This is a genomic window from Sulfitobacter sp. SBS6 (genome assembly GCF_048285585.1).
GTDB classification, from domain to species: Bacteria; Pseudomonadota; Alphaproteobacteria; order Rhodobacterales; family Rhodobacteraceae; genus Sulfitobacter; species Sulfitobacter pontiacus.
The window spans coordinates 745,979-766,454 of record NZ_JBLWBA010000006.1 but is presented as its reverse complement, the minus strand read 5'-3'; the positions used below and the strand labels follow the sequence as shown (position 1 = coordinate 766,454).

General features: G+C 62.7%; 17 protein-coding genes and 1 riboswitch. Of the genes, 5 read left to right on the top strand and 12 right to left on the bottom strand.

All coding sequences use genetic code 11. The features are described from left to right. Window positions 1–2: 2 nt before the first annotated feature. From ACNQ62_RS12770 to ACNQ62_RS12750, 5 genes are read right to left on the bottom strand one after another with little or no spacing between them, the layout of a single operon-like run. Complete coding sequence (locus ACNQ62_RS12770) at window positions 3–632, bottom strand: precorrin-8X methylmutase (RefSeq protein ID WP_418094991.1); 630 nt, start codon at window positions 630–632, stop codon at window positions 3–5. Further along, the gene (cobG, locus tag ACNQ62_RS12765) at window positions 633–1,775 is read right to left on the bottom strand and encodes a precorrin-3B synthase (protein ID WP_418094990.1); all 1,143 of its coding nucleotides are present in this window, start codon (window positions 1,773–1,775) and stop codon (window positions 633–635) included. After that, window positions 1,772–5,032, bottom strand: a complete 3,261-nt coding sequence (gene cobN, locus ACNQ62_RS12760) for a cobaltochelatase subunit CobN (protein WP_418094989.1) — start codon at window positions 5,030–5,032, stop codon at window positions 1,772–1,774. The genes cobG and cobN overlap by 4 nt, the downstream gene beginning before the upstream one ends. Before the next feature lie 6 nt (window positions 5,033–5,038). Continuing rightward, window positions 5,039–6,073, bottom strand: a complete 1,035-nt coding sequence (cobW, locus tag ACNQ62_RS12755; RefSeq protein ID WP_009825395.1) for a cobalamin biosynthesis protein CobW — start codon at window positions 6,071–6,073, stop codon at window positions 5,039–5,041. Beyond that, window positions 6,070–6,450 (bottom strand): DUF1636 family protein, encoded by a 381-nt coding sequence (locus tag ACNQ62_RS12750; RefSeq protein ID WP_418094988.1) that lies wholly within the window; start codon window positions 6,448–6,450, stop codon window positions 6,070–6,072. Before ACNQ62_RS12750 ends, cobW begins: the two co-directional genes overlap by 4 nt. A 93-nt stretch (window positions 6,451–6,543) precedes the next feature. Further along, a riboswitch (cobalamin riboswitch) is annotated at window positions 6,544–6,762 on the bottom strand. A gap of 167 nt (window positions 6,763–6,929) precedes the next feature. Here ACNQ62_RS12750 and ACNQ62_RS12745 point away from each other — a divergent pair. Next, the gene (locus ACNQ62_RS12745; RefSeq protein WP_418094987.1) at window positions 6,930–8,390 is read left to right on the top strand and encodes a cobyric acid synthase; all 1,461 of its coding nucleotides are present in this window, start codon (window positions 6,930–6,932) and stop codon (window positions 8,388–8,390) included. Window positions 8,391–8,485: 95 nt separating this feature from the next. Then, the gene (locus tag ACNQ62_RS12740) at window positions 8,486–9,031 is read left to right on the top strand and encodes a biotin transporter BioY (RefSeq protein WP_009825393.1); all 546 of its coding nucleotides are present in this window, start codon (window positions 8,486–8,488) and stop codon (window positions 9,029–9,031) included. A gap of 75 nt (window positions 9,032–9,106) precedes the next feature. Here the strand turns inward: ACNQ62_RS12740 and ACNQ62_RS12735 are convergent, their stop codons facing one another. The 5 genes from ACNQ62_RS12735 to ACNQ62_RS12715 form a co-directional block, all read right to left on the bottom strand. Beyond that, window positions 9,107–10,528, bottom strand: coding sequence for a mannose-1-phosphate guanylyltransferase/mannose-6-phosphate isomerase (locus ACNQ62_RS12735; RefSeq protein ID WP_418094986.1), 1,422 nt, complete (start codon window positions 10,526–10,528; stop codon window positions 9,107–9,109). Window positions 10,529–10,582: 54 nt separating this feature from the next. Beyond that, a complete protein-coding gene (fcl, locus tag ACNQ62_RS12730; RefSeq protein WP_418094985.1) occupies window positions 10,583–11,551 on the bottom strand; it encodes a GDP-L-fucose synthase in 969 nt (322 codons plus the stop codon). 4 nt (window positions 11,552–11,555) lie between these two features. Next, a complete protein-coding gene (gmd, locus tag ACNQ62_RS12725) occupies window positions 11,556–12,680 on the bottom strand; it encodes a GDP-mannose 4,6-dehydratase (RefSeq protein ID WP_418094984.1) in 1,125 nt (374 codons plus the stop codon). Window positions 12,681–12,771: 91 nt separating this feature from the next. Further along, on the bottom strand, window positions 12,772–14,256 hold the full coding sequence (locus tag ACNQ62_RS12720; protein WP_418094983.1) for a phosphomannomutase/phosphoglucomutase: 1,485 nt from the start codon (window positions 14,254–14,256) through the stop codon (window positions 12,772–12,774). Window positions 14,257–14,472: 216 nt separating this feature from the next. Next, on the bottom strand, window positions 14,473–16,686 hold the full coding sequence (locus ACNQ62_RS12715; RefSeq protein ID WP_418094982.1) for an NADP-dependent isocitrate dehydrogenase: 2,214 nt from the start codon (window positions 16,684–16,686) through the stop codon (window positions 14,473–14,475). A gap of 519 nt (window positions 16,687–17,205) precedes the next feature. Between ACNQ62_RS12715 and ACNQ62_RS12710 the strand changes: the two genes are divergently transcribed. The 3 genes from ACNQ62_RS12710 to ACNQ62_RS12700 are packed head-to-tail and all read left to right on the top strand — an operon-like array spanning window position 17,206 to window position 19,426. Next, entirely contained in the window at window positions 17,206–17,877 is a 672-nt protein-coding gene (locus ACNQ62_RS12710; RefSeq protein WP_005850058.1) for a TetR/AcrR family transcriptional regulator, read from the top strand. A 30-nt stretch (window positions 17,878–17,907) separates the two neighbouring features. Further along, complete coding sequence (locus ACNQ62_RS12705; protein WP_418094981.1) at window positions 17,908–18,486, top strand: histidine phosphatase family protein; 579 nt, start codon at window positions 17,908–17,910, stop codon at window positions 18,484–18,486. Continuing rightward, a complete protein-coding gene (locus ACNQ62_RS12700; RefSeq protein WP_418094980.1) occupies window positions 18,479–19,426 on the top strand; it encodes a 3-hydroxyacyl-CoA dehydrogenase NAD-binding domain-containing protein in 948 nt (315 codons plus the stop codon). The genes ACNQ62_RS12705 and ACNQ62_RS12700 overlap by 8 nt, the downstream gene beginning before the upstream one ends. 12 nt (window positions 19,427–19,438) lie before the next feature. Here the strand turns inward: ACNQ62_RS12700 and recR are convergent, their stop codons facing one another. Together recR and ACNQ62_RS12690 are read right to left on the bottom strand one after the other, a co-directional pair. Continuing rightward, entirely contained in the window at window positions 19,439–20,032 is a 594-nt protein-coding gene (recR, locus tag ACNQ62_RS12695; RefSeq protein ID WP_418094979.1) for a recombination mediator RecR, read from the bottom strand. Between the two features lie 73 nt (window positions 20,033–20,105). Then, on the bottom strand, window positions 20,106–20,450 hold the full coding sequence (locus tag ACNQ62_RS12690) for a YbaB/EbfC family nucleoid-associated protein (protein WP_005850050.1): 345 nt from the start codon (window positions 20,448–20,450) through the stop codon (window positions 20,106–20,108). Between the last annotated feature and the right edge of the window lie 26 nt (window positions 20,451–20,476).

The following is a 20,476-nucleotide window of genomic DNA, read 5'->3' as shown; positions in this document are numbered from 1 at the left end:
CGTTATTCCTTCCACGTGGCCAGCGCGTTCACCGCCGCCACTGTAATCGCCGAACCGCCCAAACGCCCCTGCACGATCATCGACGACACGGGCAAATCCTGCATCAGCGCCTCTTTCGATTCCGCCGCGCCGACAAAGCCGACGGGGCAGCCGATGATGGCCGCAGGGCGCGGACAGTCGGGATCTTCGAGCATATTGAGCAGGTGGAACAGCGCCGTGGGCGCGTTGCCGATCGCCACCAAAGCCCCTGCCAGATGTGGCCGCCACAGTTCAAGCGCCGCGGCAGAGCGTGTGTTGCCCATCTGCTGCGCCAGCTCTGGCACCTTGGGATCACGCAGGGTGCAGATGATCTGGTTGTCAGCGGGCAAGCGCGTGCGGGTGATCCCTTCGGACACCATATGCGCATCACATAAGATCGGCGCGCCGTCCGCCAGCGCCGCCCGTGCAATCTGCGCCATGTTTTCAGAAAACTGTACGTGCTTTTCCAGCCCGACCAGACCGGCGGCGTGGATCATCCGAACGGCGACACGTTCTTCATCGGGGGTGAACCGCGCCAGATCGGCCTCGGCGCGGATGGTGGCAAAGCTTTCCAGATAGATCGCGGCACCGTTGGTCTCGTAGGTGTGGGGCACTCAAAGCCTCCTGTCTTGAATTTGGGTCACTGTCAGCGGCGCGCTTTGCGGCGGATCGCCTGCGCGCCCGTGGCGGATAAGGGTGAAATGCCCGTCATAGCTGGCGGTCAGCGTGACGGGGGCAGGGGCGGGATGGGCGCAGCCTTTGGCACAGCCCGAGATATGGATCGTGTCGTCGCTGTCTGGCGACAGATGCGCGGCAATGGCGCGAGCAGCATCGCGGGTATCCGACAGGGCCTGACGGCAGCCGGGGGCACCGGTGCAGACCTGCACACGGCGGCGCGGATCGCGGGCGTCGGTGATGAAATCGGGCAGCGGAGCCGAAGGGGTGCCCCCTTCCATCAACACCATGCGCCAAGGGGTCAGCCGCAGCGCGCCGAGCTCCGCCAGCTGCGCAAAGCTTTCCGCCGTGGTCTGGCCAAAGGCAAACCCGAGAAGTGTGCCTTGCGGGGTCACACCCGGCTCAGGGACGGGCGCAGCGGGCAGGGGGGCGGTATCAGAGCCAACAGGAACCCCCTTCGTCGCGATATGCGCGGCCATGCGCCCCCGCCCGTCGGTCACGCCACCGGTGTCCAGAAACCAGCGCGCCAGCGTCAGTGCGGCATCTGCGGCAGTCTCGACGTATACCAGTTGGCCCACCTCTGCCCCGTCCGCCCGGCAGATCAGGCCAGCAGCACTACGTTCGATCCGGATATCGGCGGAGGTGCGCGTCAGCACAGGCCGCGCCCCGCAATCGATCGCAAAGCCGAACTTGCTGGGCAGGTCGGGCGCGTCTTCGCTAGAGAGCGCACGGGCCAGCGCTTGTGCCACGCGGTGGCTGTCGTCCCCATCCTGCCAGAACGGCGTCACGGTGATATTGCGCCGCGCCTCTGCCGACAGATCGGCATCGACAAGGCCAATCTCGCGCAGCCCGTCGACCAATGCGGCATGGCTATCCGTTGTCACCCCGCGCAGCTGCAGGTTCGCGCGGGCCGACAGGTCGATCATCCCGTTGCCATGGGTGCGCGCCAGCGTGGCAACGCGGCGGATCTGGTCAGGGCTCAGCCGCCCCATCGGCACACGCAGCCGCACCACCAGCCCGTCGCCCGACATCATCGGCCGCAGCGCACCGGGGCACCAGCCAAAGACCTGCGGCGCGCTCATGCGGGGGTGCCTAATTCGGCAAGGACAGAGTTGCGGCGCGACGTCCAAAGCCCCGCCCGGTGCAGCGCATCAAACCGCGCGCGCAACGCAGCAAGCGCTTGCGGGTTGGCGTCCTGCATAAAGTCGACCAGATCATCGCGCCCCAGTGTCGCATCGAACATGGCGTCGAACAGATGGTCCGGCACAACGCCGGCCAGATGCGCAAAGGCGGCAAGGTGATCCAGCGTCGCGGCAATCTCGGCGGCACCGCGGAACCCATGCGCCATCATGCCAGTGGCCCAATCGGGGTTGGCGGCACGGGCGCGCACCACACGGGCGAGCTCCTCGGTCAGGGTGCGGGCACGAGGCTGGTCGGGGCGGGTGGCATCCAGATGGTACAGCGCGGCAGCCCCGCCCTTGCCCAAACGCTGCATCGCGGCGGCAAAGCCGGCTTCATGGGCGGCGTAATCCTCTGCCATCAGCAGATCGGTCTCGGGCAGGTCTTGCAGGTGCACGAAACTATCGGCCCGCGTCAGCTGCGTCTCAAGCGCGTCGCGGGCATAGGTGATCTCTCCGCGCGCGTCGATCGCGTAGGACGACGCAGCCAGCCACGCCTCGCCCGCCGCTGTGCGCGCCTCGTCGGAATAGTCGTCCATCGCGGTGCCGATCCCCAAGCCATAGGAGCCGGGACGCGGGCCAAAGACACGCGGGGTCTGCACCAGATAGGGGTTATCAGCAGCCGTTTCGGGACGCTCGGCCAGCTTGGCAATTGCCGCCTCGAACAGCTGCGCCAGACCGGGGAACATATCGCGAAACAGGCCCGACACCCGCAGGGTCACATCAATGCGCGGGCGGTTCAACAGCGCAAGCGGCAGAATGTCGAACCCGCTCACACGGTCGCTGCCGTCATCCCAGCGGGGGGACAGGCCCGCCAGATGCAGCGCCATGGCAAACTCTTCCCCCGCCGTGCGGATGGTGGCAGAGCCCCACATGTCCATGACCAACCCCTTGGGCCAGTCGCCGTGATCCTGCAAATGCTTGCGCAACAATTCCTCGGCCAGCTTCACCCCTTGGGTATAGGCCGCACGCGAGGGCACGGCCCGTGGATCGGTGGTAAACAGGTTGCGCCCCGTGGGCCGCACATCGCTGCGCCCGCGATAGGGTGACCCCGACGGGCCGGGGGGCACAAACCGCGCAGACAGCGCCGCGATCAGCCCGTCGATCTCGCCCGTCCCATGATCGCCTGCGCCAAAGACATGCAGCCCGTCGCCATATTGCGTTTCCTTGATGTCACAGACGAAGCGGTCGATGCGGGTCAACGCCTCTGCCGCGCTGGCGCTGGCATCAAGGCCCAAGTCCTGCTCCACCCCGCGGCCCTGCGCCTCGGTGCGGATGTCCGCGATCAGCCGGTCGCGCCGCGCAGGGTCCAACCCGTCCGCGGTGGAGTATTCATCCAGCAGTCGCTCCAACCGTCCGAATGCATCGGGCAGTTTCGATGTCACCAAAGGGGGAGGCATATGGCCCACGGTCACGGCCCCGATACGGCGTTTGGCCTGCGCGGCCTCACCGGGGTCATTGACGATAAAGGGGTAGATCACCGGCATCGGGCCGATCAGCGCCTCGGGCCAGCAGGCGTCAGACAGGGCGACGGATTTGCCGGGCAGCCATTCCAGCGTGCCATGGGCCCCGACATGCACCATCGCATCCGCCTGCTGTTGCAGCCACAGATAGAAGGCGACATAGCCCGGGCGCGGCGTGCGGCTCAGGTCGTGATAGTCATCATCCCGTTCGGCCAGCGCCCCGCGTTCGGGTTGCAAGGCGACCAGCAGCTTGCCACTGCGCAGCGCCGGAAAACAGAACGCCCCGTCGTGAAACAGCGGATCATCCTGCGGCGCGCCCCAGCTTTCGGTCAGATCCTCGCGCAACGCCTGTGGCAGCTTTGCAAGCGCGGCCTCATACTCTGCCAGCGGCCAGCGGAGCGTTTCGGTGCCAAGACGGCTGGCAACCGTTTGCGTATCGGTAAAGTCCCCCGCATCCACGTCATAGCCCTGCGCCGCCAGCTGGGCCGTCATCTCCCGCAGGGAGGCCAGCGCATCCAGCCCCAGCGCATGGGCCATGTTCCAGTCTTTGCCGGGGTAGGTGGACAGCACCACACCCACAGACTTTGCCGCGTTGCCCTGCACCCGTAGCTGGTGCAAGCGCTGCACGCGATCGGCGATGAAATCCACGCGGTTCGCTTCGGCGCGATGGGCGAAACGGCTGTATTGCAGCGCCTCGTCCCGTTTGCCGGGCTGTTTAAAGCTGACGACACCGCCAAACAGACGGCCATCGACCTCGGGCAAGACGACATGCATCGCCAGATCGGTGGGGGACAACCCGCGCTCTGATCCGGCCCAATCGCGCCGACGCGCGGTCGATAAGGCGACCTGCACCACGGGGCAATCCGATGCGCCCAGAACAGATGGTTCATCCGGCCCGCGCTGGGCGGAGAAAGCGGTGGCGTTCACGATCACCGCCGGATCAAGCCGGGCGATCTGCTGCGCGATCCACGGCGCGGTGTCTCCCTTGAGGCTGGGCGCGAAGAGCCCCACGGCGTCAAAGCCACGCGCGTCGAGCGCGGTGATCAGCGCATCCACAGGATCGGTATCGGCAGCCGTCAGATAGGACCGGTAGAAGGTCACAATCGCGCGCGGCTTGTCAGATGGTTCCGGCGCGGGGATCACGCCAGTGTGGGGGCGGTAGAACCCCGCTTCCGGCACGGTCTTGGCCCCTTTGGCTGGCCCCGCGTAAAGACCTGCGGCCAGCGACAGCTGCGCCAGTGCCGCCTGCGCAGCCACCGCCCCGCCCGTATCGCACAGATGTTGCAAGCGTCTTAACGTCGAATGCGGCAGCGTCGACAGCGCGTCGAGCCGTGGGTCGGGTTGGCCGTCCGCAGGCAGCACCGCCAGTGCGATCTGCTGTTTGCGCGCCATATCCTGCAAGGTCGCAAGCCCGTAAGGCCAATAGCTTTCGCCCCCGATCAGCCGCACCAATACCGCTTTGGCCCCCGCAAGGGTCTGTTCGGCATAGGTATCGACCGACAACGGATGTTTCAGCGCGACCAGATTGGCCAGCCGCAACGACGGCAAGCCCCCTTCCGCACGATGCCAGCCTGCCGCGAAAGCCCCCAGATCACTGTCCGAAAAGGACAGCACCACCAGATCCGCCGGCGTCTGCCCCAGGTCTTGGGGCAGATCGCTTTGGTCCAGTCCGTGGCTTTCGCGAAAGACGACATGCATGGCGGCTTAGCCCTCCAGCACCGCGCGGATCGCGGCTTCGTTCACGTGATCATGCTCTGCGATCACAACCAGCTGGCTGCGGCGCGGCATGTCCCCCCAAGGGCGGTCGAACTGGCTGCGCACGCGTTCGCCCACGGCCTGCACAAGCAGACGCATCGGTTTGTCCTGAACAGCGATATAGCCTTTGACGCGCAGGATTTTCTGCTCGCGCGCCAAGCGCAACACGGCGGCCTCAAGCGTGGCGACATCGGCGACTTCGCCCATGTCGATCACAACGCTTTCAAAGTCGTCATGTTCGTGATCGTCATGCCCGTCGTGGTGGCTGGGGCGCGCGTCGATGTCATCTTCGGCGGCAGCTTCCAGACCCAGTACAACGCGCGGGTCGATCACGCCTTCGGTCATCGGAATGATCGGCAGCTTGCGCGGCGCATGCGCCTCGATCACCTTGCGCGCAGCCTCGACGCCGTCGGGGCCCGCCAGATCGGCCTTGGACAGCAGCACGATGTCGGCGCAGGCGATCTGGTCCTCAAAGACTTCGGACAAAGGCGTTTCGTGGTCCAGACTGTCATCGGCATCGCGCTGCGCGGCCACGGCCTCCAGATCGGGGGCGAACTGCCCGCTGACCACGGCTTCGGCATCGGCAAGCGTAATCACGCCGTCCACGGTGATGCGCGACCGGATCGCTGGCCAGTCAAACGCCTTGAGCAAGGGTTTGGGCAGCGCCAGCCCCGACGTCTCGATCAGGATATGATCAGGCGTTTCAGGCAGGGCCATCAGCGCTTCGATGGTGGGGATAAAGTCATCGGCCACGGTGCAGCAGATACAGCCGTTTGCCAGCTCGACGATGTTCTCGGCGGGGCAATTGTCAATCGCGCAGGATTTCAGGATGTCGCCATCCACACCGGCGGTGCCGAATTCATTGACCAGCACGGCCAGACGCTTGGAGCCCGCGTTCTCCATCAGGTGACGGATAAAGGTGGTTTTGCCAGCGCCCAGAAAGCCGGTGATCACGGTAACGGGAATTTTGGTAAGGTTGGTCATTCGGTAGGCTCCTGTGGGGGAATGCGGGCGATGGATTGTTTGCGGAAGACCACGGGGCGTTCGCGCCAGGGCACCACGCCATCAGAGGTCTGGCCATAGGCAGTGACGCCCTTCACGATATCGGACAAATGCGCGTCCGTGTCGAGATCGCCGTACACATAAGTCCAGCGCGACGGGCCACCCGACAGGACCATCGAACAGCCCCGCGAACAGGCCGACAGACATTCGGCTCCGCGCAGGTGCACACCGTCGGGCAGATGCCCCGACAGCGCGTCAAACAGCTGTTGCCCAGGGCGCGGCGCGTCCTCGGCGGTGATCTGACCTGCGCGACAGGTGGTGCAGATGGTGACGGTGACCGGTTGATCCGTGGTGGTCATATCTTGCCTCATACGTCGATGGGCCAAGGGGGATCGCCAGCAGCGAACGACATGCGAACAGCGTTCTAGGCCAGTCGCGAAACACCCCGTTCGCCCGTTACAAACTATGCTGGCAGGTCTCCCGGCTTGCGGATCTAAGGCAGCTTGCCTTGCGAACCTTCACCTTCCCAGCCTGCGGGCCAGTGGTTGAAAGCTCTCTCCGGTCACGGTCGCGGGGGCGGCTGCGCTTGGCGCTGACCCAAGGCTGGATCAATGCGTATCGCGTTCCCTCTTCGCCTGTCTGGGACAGGAACCAACATACGCCCTGCATTGGTCATTTGCCCGCCCCTGTCAAGCTGCGCCTGTCATAACGCAGGGGCCAAACCCGCTTTGCGCCGATTTTCCCGCGGGCGACCAATGCGCAGGGGGCACCCGCGGATGCTTGACGGGATCACCGCAGGCTGACACCAAGGGCTGCACAAAAAACACGAGGTCCCGCCATGCCCACCCGCGCCATCATGATCCAGGGCACCGGATCGAATGTGGGGAAATCCATGCTGGTGGCGGGCCTGTGCCGCGCGGCCACGCGTCGGGGGCTTTCCGTCGCACCGTTCAAGCCGCAGAACATGTCGAACAACGCCGCCGTCACCGAGGACGGCGGAGAGATCGGCCGCGCCCAAGCTCTGCAAGCGATTGCCTGCGGGCGGCCCCTGTCGGTGCATATGAACCCCATCCTGCTGAAGCCCGAAACCGACAGCGGGTCGCAGGTGATCGTGCAGGGGCAGCGCCATAGCACCCTGCAAGCGCGTGACTTCAGCAAGGCCCGCGCAGGGCTGATGACCCCCGTGCTTCAAAGCTTCGGAATCCTCGGGCAAAGCGCCGATCTGATCATCGTCGAAGGCGCCGGCAGCCCGGCAGAGGTGAACCTGCGCCAGAACGACCTTGCCAATATGGGCTTTGCTCGCGCCGCAGGTGTACCCGTTGTATTGGCCGGAGACATCAACCGTGGTGGCGTCATCGCCCAGATCGTCGGCACCCAAGTGGTGATGGACCCGCAGGACGCGGCGATGATCACCGGCTTTCTGGTCAACAAGTTCCGCGGCGATGTCAGCCTTTTTGACGACGGCTACCGCGAGATTGAACGCCGCACCGGCTGGACGGGGTTCGGCACATTGCCGTGGTTTGCCAACGCGCACCTGCTGCCCGCCGAAGACGCGGTGGACCTGTCGCGCGCGCCCTCTGACGGGGGGTTCCACATCGTCTGCCCCATGCTCTCGCGCATCTCGAACTTCGACGACCTCGACCCGCTGGCGGCAGAGCCCTCGGTGCGGCTGACCATGGTCCCTCCCGGCACGCCGTTGCCCGCCGACGCCGATCTGGTGATCCTGCCGGGCACGAAATCCACCCGCGGCGATCTGGCTTTCCTGCGCGCCCAAGGCTGGGACATCGACCTTTATGCCCATGTGCGGCGCGGCGGCGCGGTGCTGGGAATCTGCGGCGGCTACCAGATGCTGGGCCGGTTTATCGAGGATCCGCAGGGCTTCGAGGGACCTGCGGGCCGCGAAGAGGGGCTGGGCCTGCTGGATGTCGAAACCCGTATGGCCCCGGATAAGACCCTGACCCGCGTCACCGCCGACCATGCCGCAACGGGCACGCAGATCGACGGCTATGAAATCCACATCGGACAGACGGTGGGGGCCGATTGCGCCACGCCCTTTGCGCATATCAACGGCATCCCCGACGGGGCAGGGTCGCGCGATGGCAAGATCACCGGCACCTATCTGCACGGGCTCTTTACCAACGACAGTTTCCGCAGTGCCTGGTTGGCGCAACTGGGGCTGAGGGCCGGGCCGACCTCCTACAGTCAGACCGTGGAAGATACGCTCGACGCGCTGGCCGACCATATGGAAACCCATCTGGACGTGTCCGCCCTGCTGGCCTGTGCCGCACCGGTTGCATAACACCCGCGCTGACCTTTGGTCACGATCACGACGCTTGCTTAATTTTGTGATCGCGGGGATACATGCCGTCAAATTTACGCAAAGGACCCTTTGTTATGGAACGTAACCTGACCCTCGTTGCGCTGTTCGCTGCCCTGATTGCAGCACTTGCGTTGATCCCGAAATTCTCGCTTGGCTTCGGCGTGCCAATCACGGCGCAAAGCTTGGGCATCATGCTTTGCGGGACCGTGCTGGGGGCCAAACGCGGCGCGCTGGCCGTGCTGCTCTTCTTGCTGCTGGTCGCTTTGGGGCTGCCGCTTCTGGCCGGTGGCAACGGTGGGCTGGGTGCCTTCATGCTGCCGTCCTCGGGCTTCCTGATCGGCTTCCCCGTGGCGGCTTTCGTCACCGGCCTGATCGTCGAAAAATGGTACGGGCCCTCGCTGACCATCGTTGCGGCGGTTGCTTCGGTCATCGGCGGGATCGTCGTGCTTTATATCTTCGGGATCATCGGCCTGTCGATCGCGCTGGATAAATCGCTGCTGGAATCCGCCGCGCTGGTGACCGTGTTCATTCCCGGCGACCTGATCAAAGCAGTGCTTGCAGGGTTTATCACCAGCGGTCTGGCCAAAGCGCGCCCCGCCAGCGTCCTGTCGCGCAGCTGATCCGACGCAAAGCCTGAAACAGCGAAAGCGCCCCTAGAGGGGGGCGCTTTTTTCGTTGCCAAGGCAGACGAAGCCTTACCCCCGCGCATAGACATCCTCGTAGCGGATAATATCATCTTCGCCAAAATAGCTGCCGGTCTGCACCTCGATCAGAACCATGGGCAGTTTTCCTGGGTTCTCCATCCGGTGCACGGACCCGAGCGGGATGTAGACTGACTGGTTCTCGCTGATCAGTTTCACGGTGTCGTCCACAGTTACTTTCGCGGTGCCTTCGACCACGATCCAATGTTCCGACCGGTGGTGATGGCTTTGCAAGCTCAGGGCTGCACCGGGGTTCACCACGATGCGTTTCACCTGAAACCGCCCGCCGATCACAAGGCTTTCATACCAGCCCCACGGGCGGTAATCGCGCGGCAGTTGGACCGCTTGGCTGGCATCCCGTTGCTTAAGCGCATCAACCGCTTCCTTCACCCGCTGCGCTTGCGATTTATCCGCCACCAGCACCGCGTCCCCCATGGCGACGGCGATGATATTGTCCAGCCCGATGCCGACCAGCTGCAACCCGTCGGTTTCCGATCGCAGCAGCGTGCCCGCACAGTCAATCGCGGTGGCATTGTCCGAACAGACATTCCCCGCCGCGTCAGGCCCGCTTTCCAGCCAGACCGCATCCCAACCGCCCAGATCGGACCATCCGGCGGCGAACGGCATCACCGCGAGGTTATCCGCCTTCTCCATGATAGCATAATCGATAGAGATATCATCGGCTTGCCCCCAAGCCTCGGGTGCGAGACGGGTCAGCCCCAGATCAGAGGTCGCCCCGTCAAGCGATGCGCGCACCGCGCGAAGCATCTCGGGCGCGTGGGTCTGATAGGCCGCAATTATCGTCTGCGCGGTGAACAGGAAGATCCCGGCATTCCACAGAAAATTCCCCGCCTGCAACATCCCCTGCGCCTGTGCGCGATCCGGCTTTTCGACAAAGCGCGCAAGGGGTTGCGGGGTTTGAGCGCTCGCATTCGCCCCCTCGGCCAGCTCAAGATAGCCATAACCCGTTTCGGCCCGCGTAGGCGTGATGCCAAAGGTCACCAGATCACCGGCCTGCGCGCGCGGCACCGCGGCTTGCACGGTCTGGGCAAAAGCGTCGCAGTCGGGGATCACATGATCCGACGGCGCGACCAGCATCAGCGCTTGCGCGTCACTGCGCGCAATATACAGCGCCGCGGCAAGGATCGCAGGGGCGGTATTGCGCCCCTCCGGTTCAATCAGGATCGCCTGCGCCGCCCGTTCTACCTGCGCCAGTTGTTCGGTCACGATGAACCGGAACGGGTCGCCCGTCACCACAATCGGAGGGGCGAAACCGGGGCCGGTCAGACGCTTAGCCGAAATCTGGAACAGGCTTTCATCCCCCATCAGCTTGGCAAACTGTTTGGGGTAGCATTTGCGCGACAGGGGCCAAAGACGTGTGCCCGACCCGCCGCAAAGGAGAATAGCGTGCATCATGAGAGGCAGTTAATCCGAAAAATTCTAACGAGTGATTAATCAAATGCGAGAGATTTAGCTGCGCAGGTGATCCTGTCGCAAAAACCAGTCATACGTCTCCCGCAGCCCGTCTTTCAGATCGATCCGCGCGCGCCAGCCCATATCCGCCAAACGCGAGACATCCATCAGCTTGCGCATCGTCCCGTCTGGCTTCGACGTGTCGAACACCAGCCGCCCTTTGAACCCCGTCACCTCCGCCACCATCTGCGCCAGCGCCGCGATGCTGATGTCGCAGCCCGTGCCCACGTTGATATGGCTTTGCATCGGGTGCGTCTGCGCAGCGTAGGCATCACGCGGCAGGTCGAGCACAAATAGCGACGCTTCCGCCATATCGTCCACATGCAGGAATTCCCGCATCGGTTTGCCGCTGCCCCAAATCACAACCTCCGCCGCCCCGTCGCGCGTGGCCTCGTGGAAACGGCGGATCAGGGCGGGCAAGACATGGCTGTTCTGCGGATGAAAATTATCCCCCGGCCCATAGAGATTCGTCGGCATCACGCTGCGATAGTCCACGCCATATTGCCGGTTATAACTTTCGCAAAGTTTAATGCCCGCGATCTTGGCGATCGCATAAGGCTCGTTCGTGGGCTCAAGCGGGCCAGTCAGCAGGGCCTCTTCCGCCATCGGCTGCGCCGCGTCACGCGGATAGATGCAAGAGCTGCCCAGTTGCAGCAGCTGTTGAACCCCCGCCGCAAACGCCTGATGGATCACGTTGCATTCGATCATCAGGTTTTCGTAAATAAACTCGGCGGGATATGTGTTGTTCGCCATGATCCCGCCAACCTTGGCCGCGGCGAGGATCACCACATCCGGCGCCTCAGAACGCATAAAGTCACGCACCACCGCTTGATCGGTCAGGTCCAGTTCTGCACGGGTCCGCGTCACCAGTTCCAACGCCTCCCCAGCATCCTTGCGCGCCTGCAACTGCCGCAAGATCGCCCCGCCGACCATGCCGCGATGCCCTGCGATATAGATCTTCCGCATGGGCCTACCCGTTCTCGAGCGGGATCGGCAGATCCAGCCCGTGCTCTTTCAACAACGCATGCCGCCGTGCGACCTTGAGGTCATTCGCCACCATCTCTGCACACATCTCTTGCGCGGTGATTTGCGGCTCCCACCCGAGTTTCTTCTTCGCCTTGGCGGGCGACCCCAGCAGCGTCTCCACCTCGGCGGGGCGGAAATACTGCGGATCAATGCGCATCACCACATCGCCGGGGCTGACCGCGGGGGCATCCTCCCCAATGACGCTATCGACAACAGCATATTCATCCACGCCCGTGCCTTCAAACCGCAGGCTGATCCCCAGCTCTGCCGCCGACCACGTGATAAATTGGCGCACGGAATACTGCACGCCGGTGGCGATCACGAAATCCTCCGCCACGTCCTGCTGTAGCATCATCCACTGCATGCGCACATAATCCTTGGCGTGCCCCCAATCGCGCAGCGCGTCGATATTGCCCATATAAAGACACCCCTCCAACCCCTGCGCGATATTGGCCAAGCCGCGCGTGATCTTGCGCGTGACAAAGGTTTCGCCACGGCGGGGGCTCTCGTGGTTAAAAAGGATGCCGTTGCAGGCATAGATCCCATAGGCCTCGCGGTAGTTCACTGTGATCCAATAGGCGTACATCTTGGCAACCGCATAGGGGCTGCGCGGGTGAAAGGGTGTTTCCTCCGTCTGTGGTGTCTCTTGCACCAAGCCATACAGCTCAGAAGTTGATGCTTGGTAAAAGCGGGTCTTTTTTTCCAACCCCAGAAACCGGATCGCCTCTAGCAACCGCAGGGCCCCGTTGGCGTTCACCTCTGTCGTATATTCGGGCGTCTCGAAACTGACCGCGACATGGCTTTGCGCGCCAAGGTTATAGACCTCGTCCGGCTGCACCTCGCGCATGATCCGCGTCAGGTTCGAACTGTCGGTAAGATCGCCATAATGCAGGATCAGATCGGGGTCATCCTCGTGAGGGTCTTGATAAATATGATCAATCCGCTGCGTATTAAGAGATGACGACCGCCGCTTGATCCCGTGCACCTCGTATCCTTTGTCCAGCAAAAACTCCGCCAGATAGGACCCGTCTTGACCGGTGATGCCGGTGATCAGCGCGCGTTTTACCATCAGGGCCCCTAAACGAAAAATGTGCCTGCCCGAGGGGGCAGACACATCCGTATTTACTCAACTTAGAGGATTCTGGCGAGTCTTGATGCAATCAGAAGGTTTGGTCGTAGTCGCCAACCTCCGGCTCTGTCCGGATCACCGCGTCCAGATCGGCAAAGATCGCGCGCAATTCTTCCTCGGATTCAGAGCTTTCGCAGACCACCACAAGGTTCGGCGTGTTCGAAGAGGCGCGCACCAGCCCCCAGCTGCCGTTGTCCAGTATCACCCGCGCGCCATTTACGGCCACGACCTCTTTCACGGGGCGGCCGCCCAACTCGGTCACGTCTTTCAACTTGGTGACGATCCGGTCGAGGATATCGTATTTGTCCTCGTCCGACGCATAGGGCGACATGGTGGGGGTGGAATATGTGTGGGGCAGGGCGCGGCGCAGGTCCGACATCTTCATGTCGGGATTGCGGTCCATCAGTTTGCAGACCTCGACCGCGACGCGCATGCCGCAGTCATAGCCACGCCCGATGGGTTCCGCCAGGAAATAGTGGCCCGACTTCTCGAACCCCGCCAGCGCGCCCAACTGTTTGACCCGCCGTTTCATGTGGCTGTGGCCGGTTTTCCAATAGTCCGCCGTAACGCCATTGGCCTGCAAAACAGGGTCAGAGGCATAAAGCCCGGTCGATTTCACATCGGCGACAAAGGTGCTGTTGGGGTAAATCGCGGACAGATCGCGCGCCATGATGACGCCCATCTTGTCGGCGAAAATCTCTTCGCCCTCGTCATCCACCACGCCGCAGCGGTCGCCGTCGCCGTCAAACCCAAGCGCGAAATCCGCGCCCGAGGCTTTTACGCTGTCGGACATATCATGCAGCATTTCCATCGCTTCGGGGTTCGGGTTGTAATGCGGGAACGTGTAATCCAGCGTGTTGTGGCTATCGACCACCTCGACCCCCAGACGGCGGAACAGTTCGGGCGCAAAGGCGGCGGCGGTGCCGTTCCCCGTGGCGCAGACGACCTTGAGCTTACGGGTCATGTTGAAGTCACCCACCAGATCATCCAGATAGGCTTCGCGGACACCATCGACGAATTCATACTTGCCGCCTTCGCGCTGTTCGCCACGCCCTTCCAGAACGATATCGCGCAGCTCTGCCATCTCGTCGGGGCCGTGTGTCAGCGGGCGTTCAAAGCCCATCTTCACGCCGGTCCAGCCATTGGGGTTGTGCGAGGCGGTGACCATCGCCACCGCTGGCGCATCCAGATGGAATTGCGCGAAATAGGCCATGGGCGACAGGCAGGGGCCGATATCCTTAACGTGAATACCCGCCTGCATCAGGCCCAAAATCAGCGCATTTTTAATCGATAGGGAATAGTCGCGGTAATCATTGCCCACAGCGATAACGGGCTCGATCCCGCGCTGTTGCATCTGCGTGCCCAGACCAAGGCCAAGCGCGGTGATGCCCGGCAGGTTGATCGCCTCGGGGTACTGCCAGCGCGCGTCATATTCGCGAAAACCGGTGGGGGCGATCATGGGGTCGCGCAGAAATTCCCATGTGTTCGGCGTGACTTTGGGCAACGGCTTGGTCATGAAATATCCTGATCTATCAGCGTTAAAATACTGCCCTCTTCGATAGAAGGAATGCGTGCGGGGATCAACTGACAGCAAGGGCGCGGGACGGTTTGTTGCCGACGGGGCGGCAAGGTGCCGGTCAAACAACCGGCAGTGCCTGCGAATGGTTCCCAAAGAAAACGCCCCGCCCTTTTGCAAAAGGACGGGGCGGATAGGTCGCGATGCTGTGGTGCCTTAGCCGATGATGGCGTTCAACGTGGCCGAGGGGCGCATCACCGCTTCGGTTTTGGCGGGGTCCGAATGGAAGTACCCGCCCAGATCGACAGGCTTGCCCTGAACCTCTGCCAGCTCGGCCATGATCTTGTCCTCATTCGCCGCCAGTTTTTCGGCGATGGGGGCGAAATGCTCGGCCAATGCGGCGTCGTCGCTCTGGCTGGCCAGCGCCTGCGCCCAGTAAAGGGCAAAGTAATAGTGGCTGGCGCGGTTGTCCGGCTCGCCCACTTTACGCGATGGCGATTTGTTGTTGTCCAGAATGCCTTGGGTCGCGGCATCTACGGCTTTGCCCAGGACGGCGGCCTTGGCATTGTCCTTCTGGTCCGCGAGGAACTTGAGGCTCTCCCCAAGCGCACAGAACTCGCCCAGGCTGTCCCACCGCAGGTGGTTTTCTTCAACCAGCTGCTGCACGTGCTTGGGGGCAGACCCGCCGGCACCCGTTTCAAACAGGCCACCGCCCTGCATCAGCTTGACGATCGACAACATCTTGGCCGAGGTGCCCAGTTCCAGAATGGGGAACAGGTCGGTCAGATAGTCGCGCAGCACGTTGCCGGTGATCGCGATCGAATTCTCGCCCTTGCGGATTGTCTCAAGCGTCTGGCGCGTGGCCTTGGCGGGGGACATGATCTGGAACTTGTCGGCCACGCCCTTGGCTTCAAGGATCGGCTTCACATAGGCGATCAACTCTGCGTCGTGGGCGCGGTTCTCGTCCAGCCAGAAGATCGCCTCGCAGCCTTCGGCTTTCTGACGGTCGATGGCCAGCTGCACCCAATCCTCGATCGGGGCCTTGCGGGCTGATGCCGCGCGCCAGATGTCGTTCGCCTCTACGCTGTGCTCGGAAATCACGTCGCCATTGGCGGCGATCATTTTAACGGTGCCATCCGCGGGGATCTCGAACGTGGTGGGGTGCGACCCGTATTCCTCGGCTTTTTGCGCCATCAAACCGATGTTCTGCACTGTGCCCGAGGTCGTCGGGTCCAGCGCGCCGGTTTCCTTGAAGTAATTAATGCTTTCTTCATAGACCGGAGCATATGAGTTGTCGGGGATCACGCAGTTGGTGTCGTGTTCCTTGTTGTCGGGGCCCCAGCCCTTGCCGCCAGCGCGGATCAGCGCGGGCATGGACGCGTCGATGATCACGTCGGATGGCACGTGCAGGTTGGTGATCCCTTTGTCCGAATTCACCATATACATCGGCGGGCGTTCCGCCATCGCGTCTTTGACGGCTTGGGTGATCTCGGCATTGTCCTTGATCCGCTCCATCATGTCGCCGATGCCTGCGTTCGGGTTCACACCCGCCGCTTTCAGTTCGTCACCGTATGTGTCAAAGACGGGCTTCAGATATTCCCGCACAGCGTGGCCAAAGATGATCGGGTCCGACACTTTCATCATCGTCGCTTTCATGTGCAACGAGAACAGCGTGCCGTCTTTCTTGGTCTCTTCGATCTGCTCGGCCAGGAATTTGTCCAGCGCCTTGGCAGACATGAAGGTGGTGTCGACCACAGTGCCCGCAGGGAAAGAAACGCCATCCTTCAACACGGTCTCGGTCCCGTCGGCGGCAACATGCACGATCTTGGCCGCGCCGGCCTGCGCCTCGGTCAGCGTCAGGGATTTCTCGTTCGAGAAGAAATCACCGCCCGACATCGACGATACTTTGGTTTTGCTGTCCTTGGACCATGTGCCCATCGAATGGGGGTTCGCCATCGCGTATTTCTTGACCGCATTGGCCGCGCGTCGGTCCGAATTGCCTTCGCGCAGAACGGGGTTCACCGCAGAGCCCTTGATCGCGTCATAGGCCGCGCGGGCTTTCTTTTCCGCGTCGGTGCTTGGCGCTTCGGGATAGTCGGGCAGCGCATAGCCCTGACCCTGCAATTCCTTGATCGCGGCCACCAGCTGCGGCACCGAGGCAGAGATATTCGGCAGCTTGATCACATTGGCGTCGGGCGTTTTCACCAGATCGCCCAGGATCGCCAGATCGTCGGACTGTTTTTGCGCCTCGGTCAGCGCGTCGGGGAAGGCCGCCAGAATACGCCCCGACAAAGAGATATCACGGGTGCCCACAGAAACCCCCGCCGCATCGGCAAAGCTGCGGATGATCGGCAGCAGCGAATAGCTTGCCAGCTCGGGGGCCTCATCGACCTGCGTGTAAATGATGTCGGGTGTCTGTGTCTCAGCCATGGTATCCAGCCTTTCCTGAAGTTTGGTATGCGATAGTACACTTAGTTTGAAATATCCACCTCCCCCGCGTCGCGAAGGCCGCGAAACTGCGACCAGCGGCGGCGAAACGCGCAGGGCGATGCCCAAGACATCACATAGCGCCTCCCGCAGCATTGCAAAACGAATCACTCAGCTGTCCATGGGTCGAGCGGGGTTGATGCCGTTAACGCTCACACACGCGGTAAGTGCAGGCAATGAACCCATACCGTGTCACGCTGCTTATTTGTTCAACCATCAGGGGGATGTGCCCTCTGGTAACAGGTGATTCGGTGCAATTCTTGGTCGCAAACCAAAGCCGATGTCGCTAAGCGCACCCAAATCCCGAGGCAACGAACTGGTTTACTTTGATTTTTGATAAAGTTTGTAAAAAATGCTGAAGCGCCGCAATAATAACAGTCGCGGGGCATGTGTGACCACTGCCGGACCGCGCAACGCGCAGGTCATGCACCTTGATGGCCTGATCAGAGGGACCGGGGTGTCATGACGGACCGAAAGGAAGACGGCACAAGCAAGGATGGTCGCGTCGCCCGCGGCGAGATCACCCGCGAACGCGTGCTCGACGCGGCAGAGCGGTGCTTCGCCGAGCTTGGCTTTGATGCGGTCAGCATCCGCCGGATCGCGCGCGAAGCCGAAGTCACGCTGGGTGTGGTCGGCTTTCACGGGGGCACCAAACAAGAGCTTTTCGTGACCGTGCTGAAACGGCGGGTCGAAACGCTCAACGCCATGCGCATGGCGCGGCTCGATGCGCTCAAATCGACAGAGCGGCTCACGCTGGAAACGCTGATCGATGCCTATGTCACCCCGTATCTCGAAATCGCCTCGCGCGGGGATCCGCAATGGCGGGCCTATGCGCAGCTGGTGGCGCGGATCATGTCTGACGAACGCTATTACCGCGAGGCAGGGCCGCTTTATGATCGCGTCGCCTCTATCTACCTTGACGAAATGGCGCGTCTGCGTCCTGATGCCGACCGTGAACAGCTTGCCGCGGTGCTGTCGCTGACCGTGTCCTCGATGGTGTCCATCGTCGCAAGCGGCATCCGCATTGCGGGCCTGTCGCAAAGTGATCGGCGCGAAAGCCCTATGGTGTATCGCCCGCTCTTGCTTGATTTTTGTGTGGGTGGCGTTCTGCGCGCGCTTGAGCCAAAGTGCTAGGCAACTCAACGCGATAAAAGGCCCCACGTCATGAAATCCTATCCCAAAGTCTGGTTCCTGCGGCACGGTGAAACCGAATGGAACGCAGAAGGGAGGGTGCAGGGCCAGACCGAATCCGTGCTCTCCGAACGGGGCAGGGTCCATGCGCAGCAGCAGGCCGAGCTGATGGCGCCGATCCTTGCGCATAACCCGCCCTGCATCGTGTCGCCGCTTAAACGCACGCGCCAGACCGCGGATATCGCTCTTGGCGGGCGGGACTACCAGACCGACGACCGCCTGAAAGAGATTTTCGCCGGCGATTGGGAAGGCCACCTGCGCGCCGATATCTTCAAGAACCTGCCCGAAGGCATCACGGCGCAAAGCCCGCATATGGAATTCTATTGTGCCGCCCCCGGTGGCGAAGGCTTTGACGTGTTTCAGGCGCGGGTGAATGCCTTTGTCGACACGCTGACCGAACCCACCGTCGTGGTCGCTCACGGGCTCAGCGGCCAGCTTTTGCGCGGCGCGCTCTGCGGGTTGAGCCGCGCCGAGCTGGGCCAGTTGTCAAACCGGCAGGGCTGCGTCTATGTGCTTGAAAACGGGCAGGAAACGGTGCTGTCGTTTGACTGATACGACCTCGATGATGCCCCCCTGCACCGTGGCCGTCATCGGCTGCGGGTTGATCGGCGCAAGCTGGGCCGCGCTGTTCCAGCACGCAGGCCACAGCGTCCGCGCGTGGGACCCTGACACAGGTGCCCGCGACGGTTTCGCCGCCCGCGTGGCGGGGCCCTTGGCGCAACTGCAAGAAATCTCGGCAGGGGCAGCCCCCCAAGGCGCGCTTTCAACCCACGAGAGTTTGCACGACGCCCTGCAAGACGTTGTGCTGATCCAGGAAAACGCGCCCGAGAACGTGCCGCTGAAACACCAGCTTTACGCGCAGATCGAAGCTATCGTCGCGCCGGATGTGATCATCGCCTCCAGCACTTCGGCGCACCCGTGGTCGGATCTTGTGCCGGGGATGCAGCACCCCGACAGGCTGATCACCGCACATCCCTTCAATCCGCCCCATCTGGTGCCGCTGGTCGAAGTCTACGGCCCCGATCCTCAGGTGCTCGACTGGGCCGAAGGGTTCTACCGCAGCCTCGGCTCTGCGCCGGTGCGGCTGAAAAAAGATGCGGTGGGGCATATCGCCAACCGGCTGTCCTCGGCGCTCTGGCGCGAGGCGGTGCATATCGTCGCCGAAGGCATCGCCGATGTCGACGCGGTGGATCAGGCGCTGGTCAACGGACCGGGGCTGCGCTGGTCGGTGCTGGGGGCGCATATGGCCTATCACCTTGGCGGGGGCGCCGGGGGCCTGGCGGGCTATCTGGCCCATCTCGGGCCAAGCCAGCAGAAACGTTGGGATAATCTCGGCGCGCCTACGCTCGACGCCGATACCTGCGCACGTCTGGTCGACGGGGTGAACGTTGAGGCCGCAGGCCGCAGCATCGCCCAGCTAGAGGCCGAACGCGACGCCGCCCTGATCGCACTTGCACAGATGCGCAAACGGCTGGCGGATCGGAAAGCCTGAGGTCACGCGGCCCTAGATGGATTTGCGCGCGCGCATCGCTGCGGTGATCGTCCCATCGTCAAGGTAATCAAGCTCCCCACCGATCGGCACACCCTGGGCCAGAGAGGTCAACCGCACCTGACCCTCAAGCTGGTCCGCGATGTAATGCGCCGTGGTCTGCCCGTCGATTGTGGCGTTCAGCGCCAGAATAACCTCCGACACGGCCTCGTCGCGCACGCGGTCCAGCAGCCGGGGGATGCGCAATTCCTGCGGGCCAATGGCATCCAGCGCCGACAGCGTGCCACCCAGCACATGATAACGCCCCTTGAACACGCCCGACCGTTCCATCGCCCACAGATCGGCAACATCCTCGACCACGCAGATCTCGCCATTGGCGCGTTTTTCCGACGTGCAGATGTCGCAGATATCGGCGGTCCCCACATTGCCGCAGTTGATGCATTCGCGCGCCGTCGCCGCCACGGTCTGCATCATATCGGCCAAAGGCGTCAGCAACAGCGCGCGCTTGCGGATCAGATGCAGCACCGCCCGGCGGGCCGAGCGTGGCCCCAATCCGGGCAGCCGCGTCATCAGGTCGATGAGCGCATCAATGTCGCGTGTGCTGCTCATCTGTGGACCCCCATGGCGTTGGTGTGAAAGAGTTTTAATGCCTTCGGCGAGGATTTAACCCCATTTGGAAGGATCAGAACGGCAGCTTCATATCCGCGGGCAGACCCATGCCTTCGGTCAGCTTGCTCATCTCGGATTGGGCGCGGTCGGTGGCTTTGGTCTGCGCGTCCTTGATCGCGGCGAGGATCAGGTCCTCGACGACTTCTTTCTCGTCGCCGTTGAAGATCGACGGATCGATATCCAGAGACTTCAGCTCGCCCTTGGCAGTGCAGGTCGCCTTGACCAGACCGGCACCGGATTCACCTTCGACGATGATATTATGCATGTCTTCTTGCAGCTGCGCCATCTTGCCCTGCATCTGCTGTGCCGTCTTCATCATCTTGGCCATGTCACCCATGGCACCCAAACCTTTAAGCATGTGGTCGTCTCCTGTAGCTTTATTTG

Coding starts and splice junctions, on each gene's coding strand:
- cobG (WP_418094990.1), bottom strand. CDS start 1,775: ATGAGCGCGCCGCAGGTCTTTGGCTGGTGCCCCGGTGCGCTGCGGCCG.
- cobN (WP_418094989.1), bottom strand. CDS start 5,032: ATGCATGTCGTCTTTCGCGAAAGCCACGGACTGGACCAAAGCGATCTG.
- cobW (WP_009825395.1), bottom strand. CDS start 6,073: ATGACCAACCTTACCAAAATTCCCGTTACCGTGATCACCGGCTTTCTG.
- ACNQ62_RS12750 (WP_418094988.1), bottom strand. CDS start 6,450: ATGACCACCACGGATCAACCGGTCACCGTCACCATCTGCACCACCTGT.
- ACNQ62_RS12745 (WP_418094987.1), top strand. CDS start 6,930: ATGCCCACCCGCGCCATCATGATCCAGGGCACCGGATCGAATGTGGGG.
- ACNQ62_RS12740 (WP_009825393.1), top strand. CDS start 8,486: ATGGAACGTAACCTGACCCTCGTTGCGCTGTTCGCTGCCCTGATTGCA.
- ACNQ62_RS12735 (WP_418094986.1), bottom strand. CDS start 10,528: ATGATGCACGCTATTCTCCTTTGCGGCGGGTCGGGCACACGTCTTTGG.
- fcl (WP_418094985.1), bottom strand. CDS start 11,551: ATGCGGAAGATCTATATCGCAGGGCATCGCGGCATGGTCGGCGGGGCG.
- gmd (WP_418094984.1), bottom strand. CDS start 12,680: ATGGTAAAACGCGCGCTGATCACCGGCATCACCGGTCAAGACGGGTCC.
- ACNQ62_RS12720 (WP_418094983.1), bottom strand. CDS start 14,256: ATGACCAAGCCGTTGCCCAAAGTCACGCCGAACACATGGGAATTTCTG.
- ACNQ62_RS12715 (WP_418094982.1), bottom strand. CDS start 16,686: ATGGCTGAGACACAGACACCCGACATCATTTACACGCAGGTCGATGAG.
- ACNQ62_RS12710 (WP_005850058.1), top strand. CDS start 17,206: ATGACGGACCGAAAGGAAGACGGCACAAGCAAGGATGGTCGCGTCGCC.
- ACNQ62_RS12705 (WP_418094981.1), top strand. CDS start 17,908: ATGAAATCCTATCCCAAAGTCTGGTTCCTGCGGCACGGTGAAACCGAA.
- recR (WP_418094979.1), bottom strand. CDS start 20,032: ATGAGCAGCACACGCGACATTGATGCGCTCATCGACCTGATGACGCGG.
- ACNQ62_RS12690 (WP_005850050.1), bottom strand. CDS start 20,450: ATGCTTAAAGGTTTGGGTGCCATGGGTGACATGGCCAAGATGATGAAG.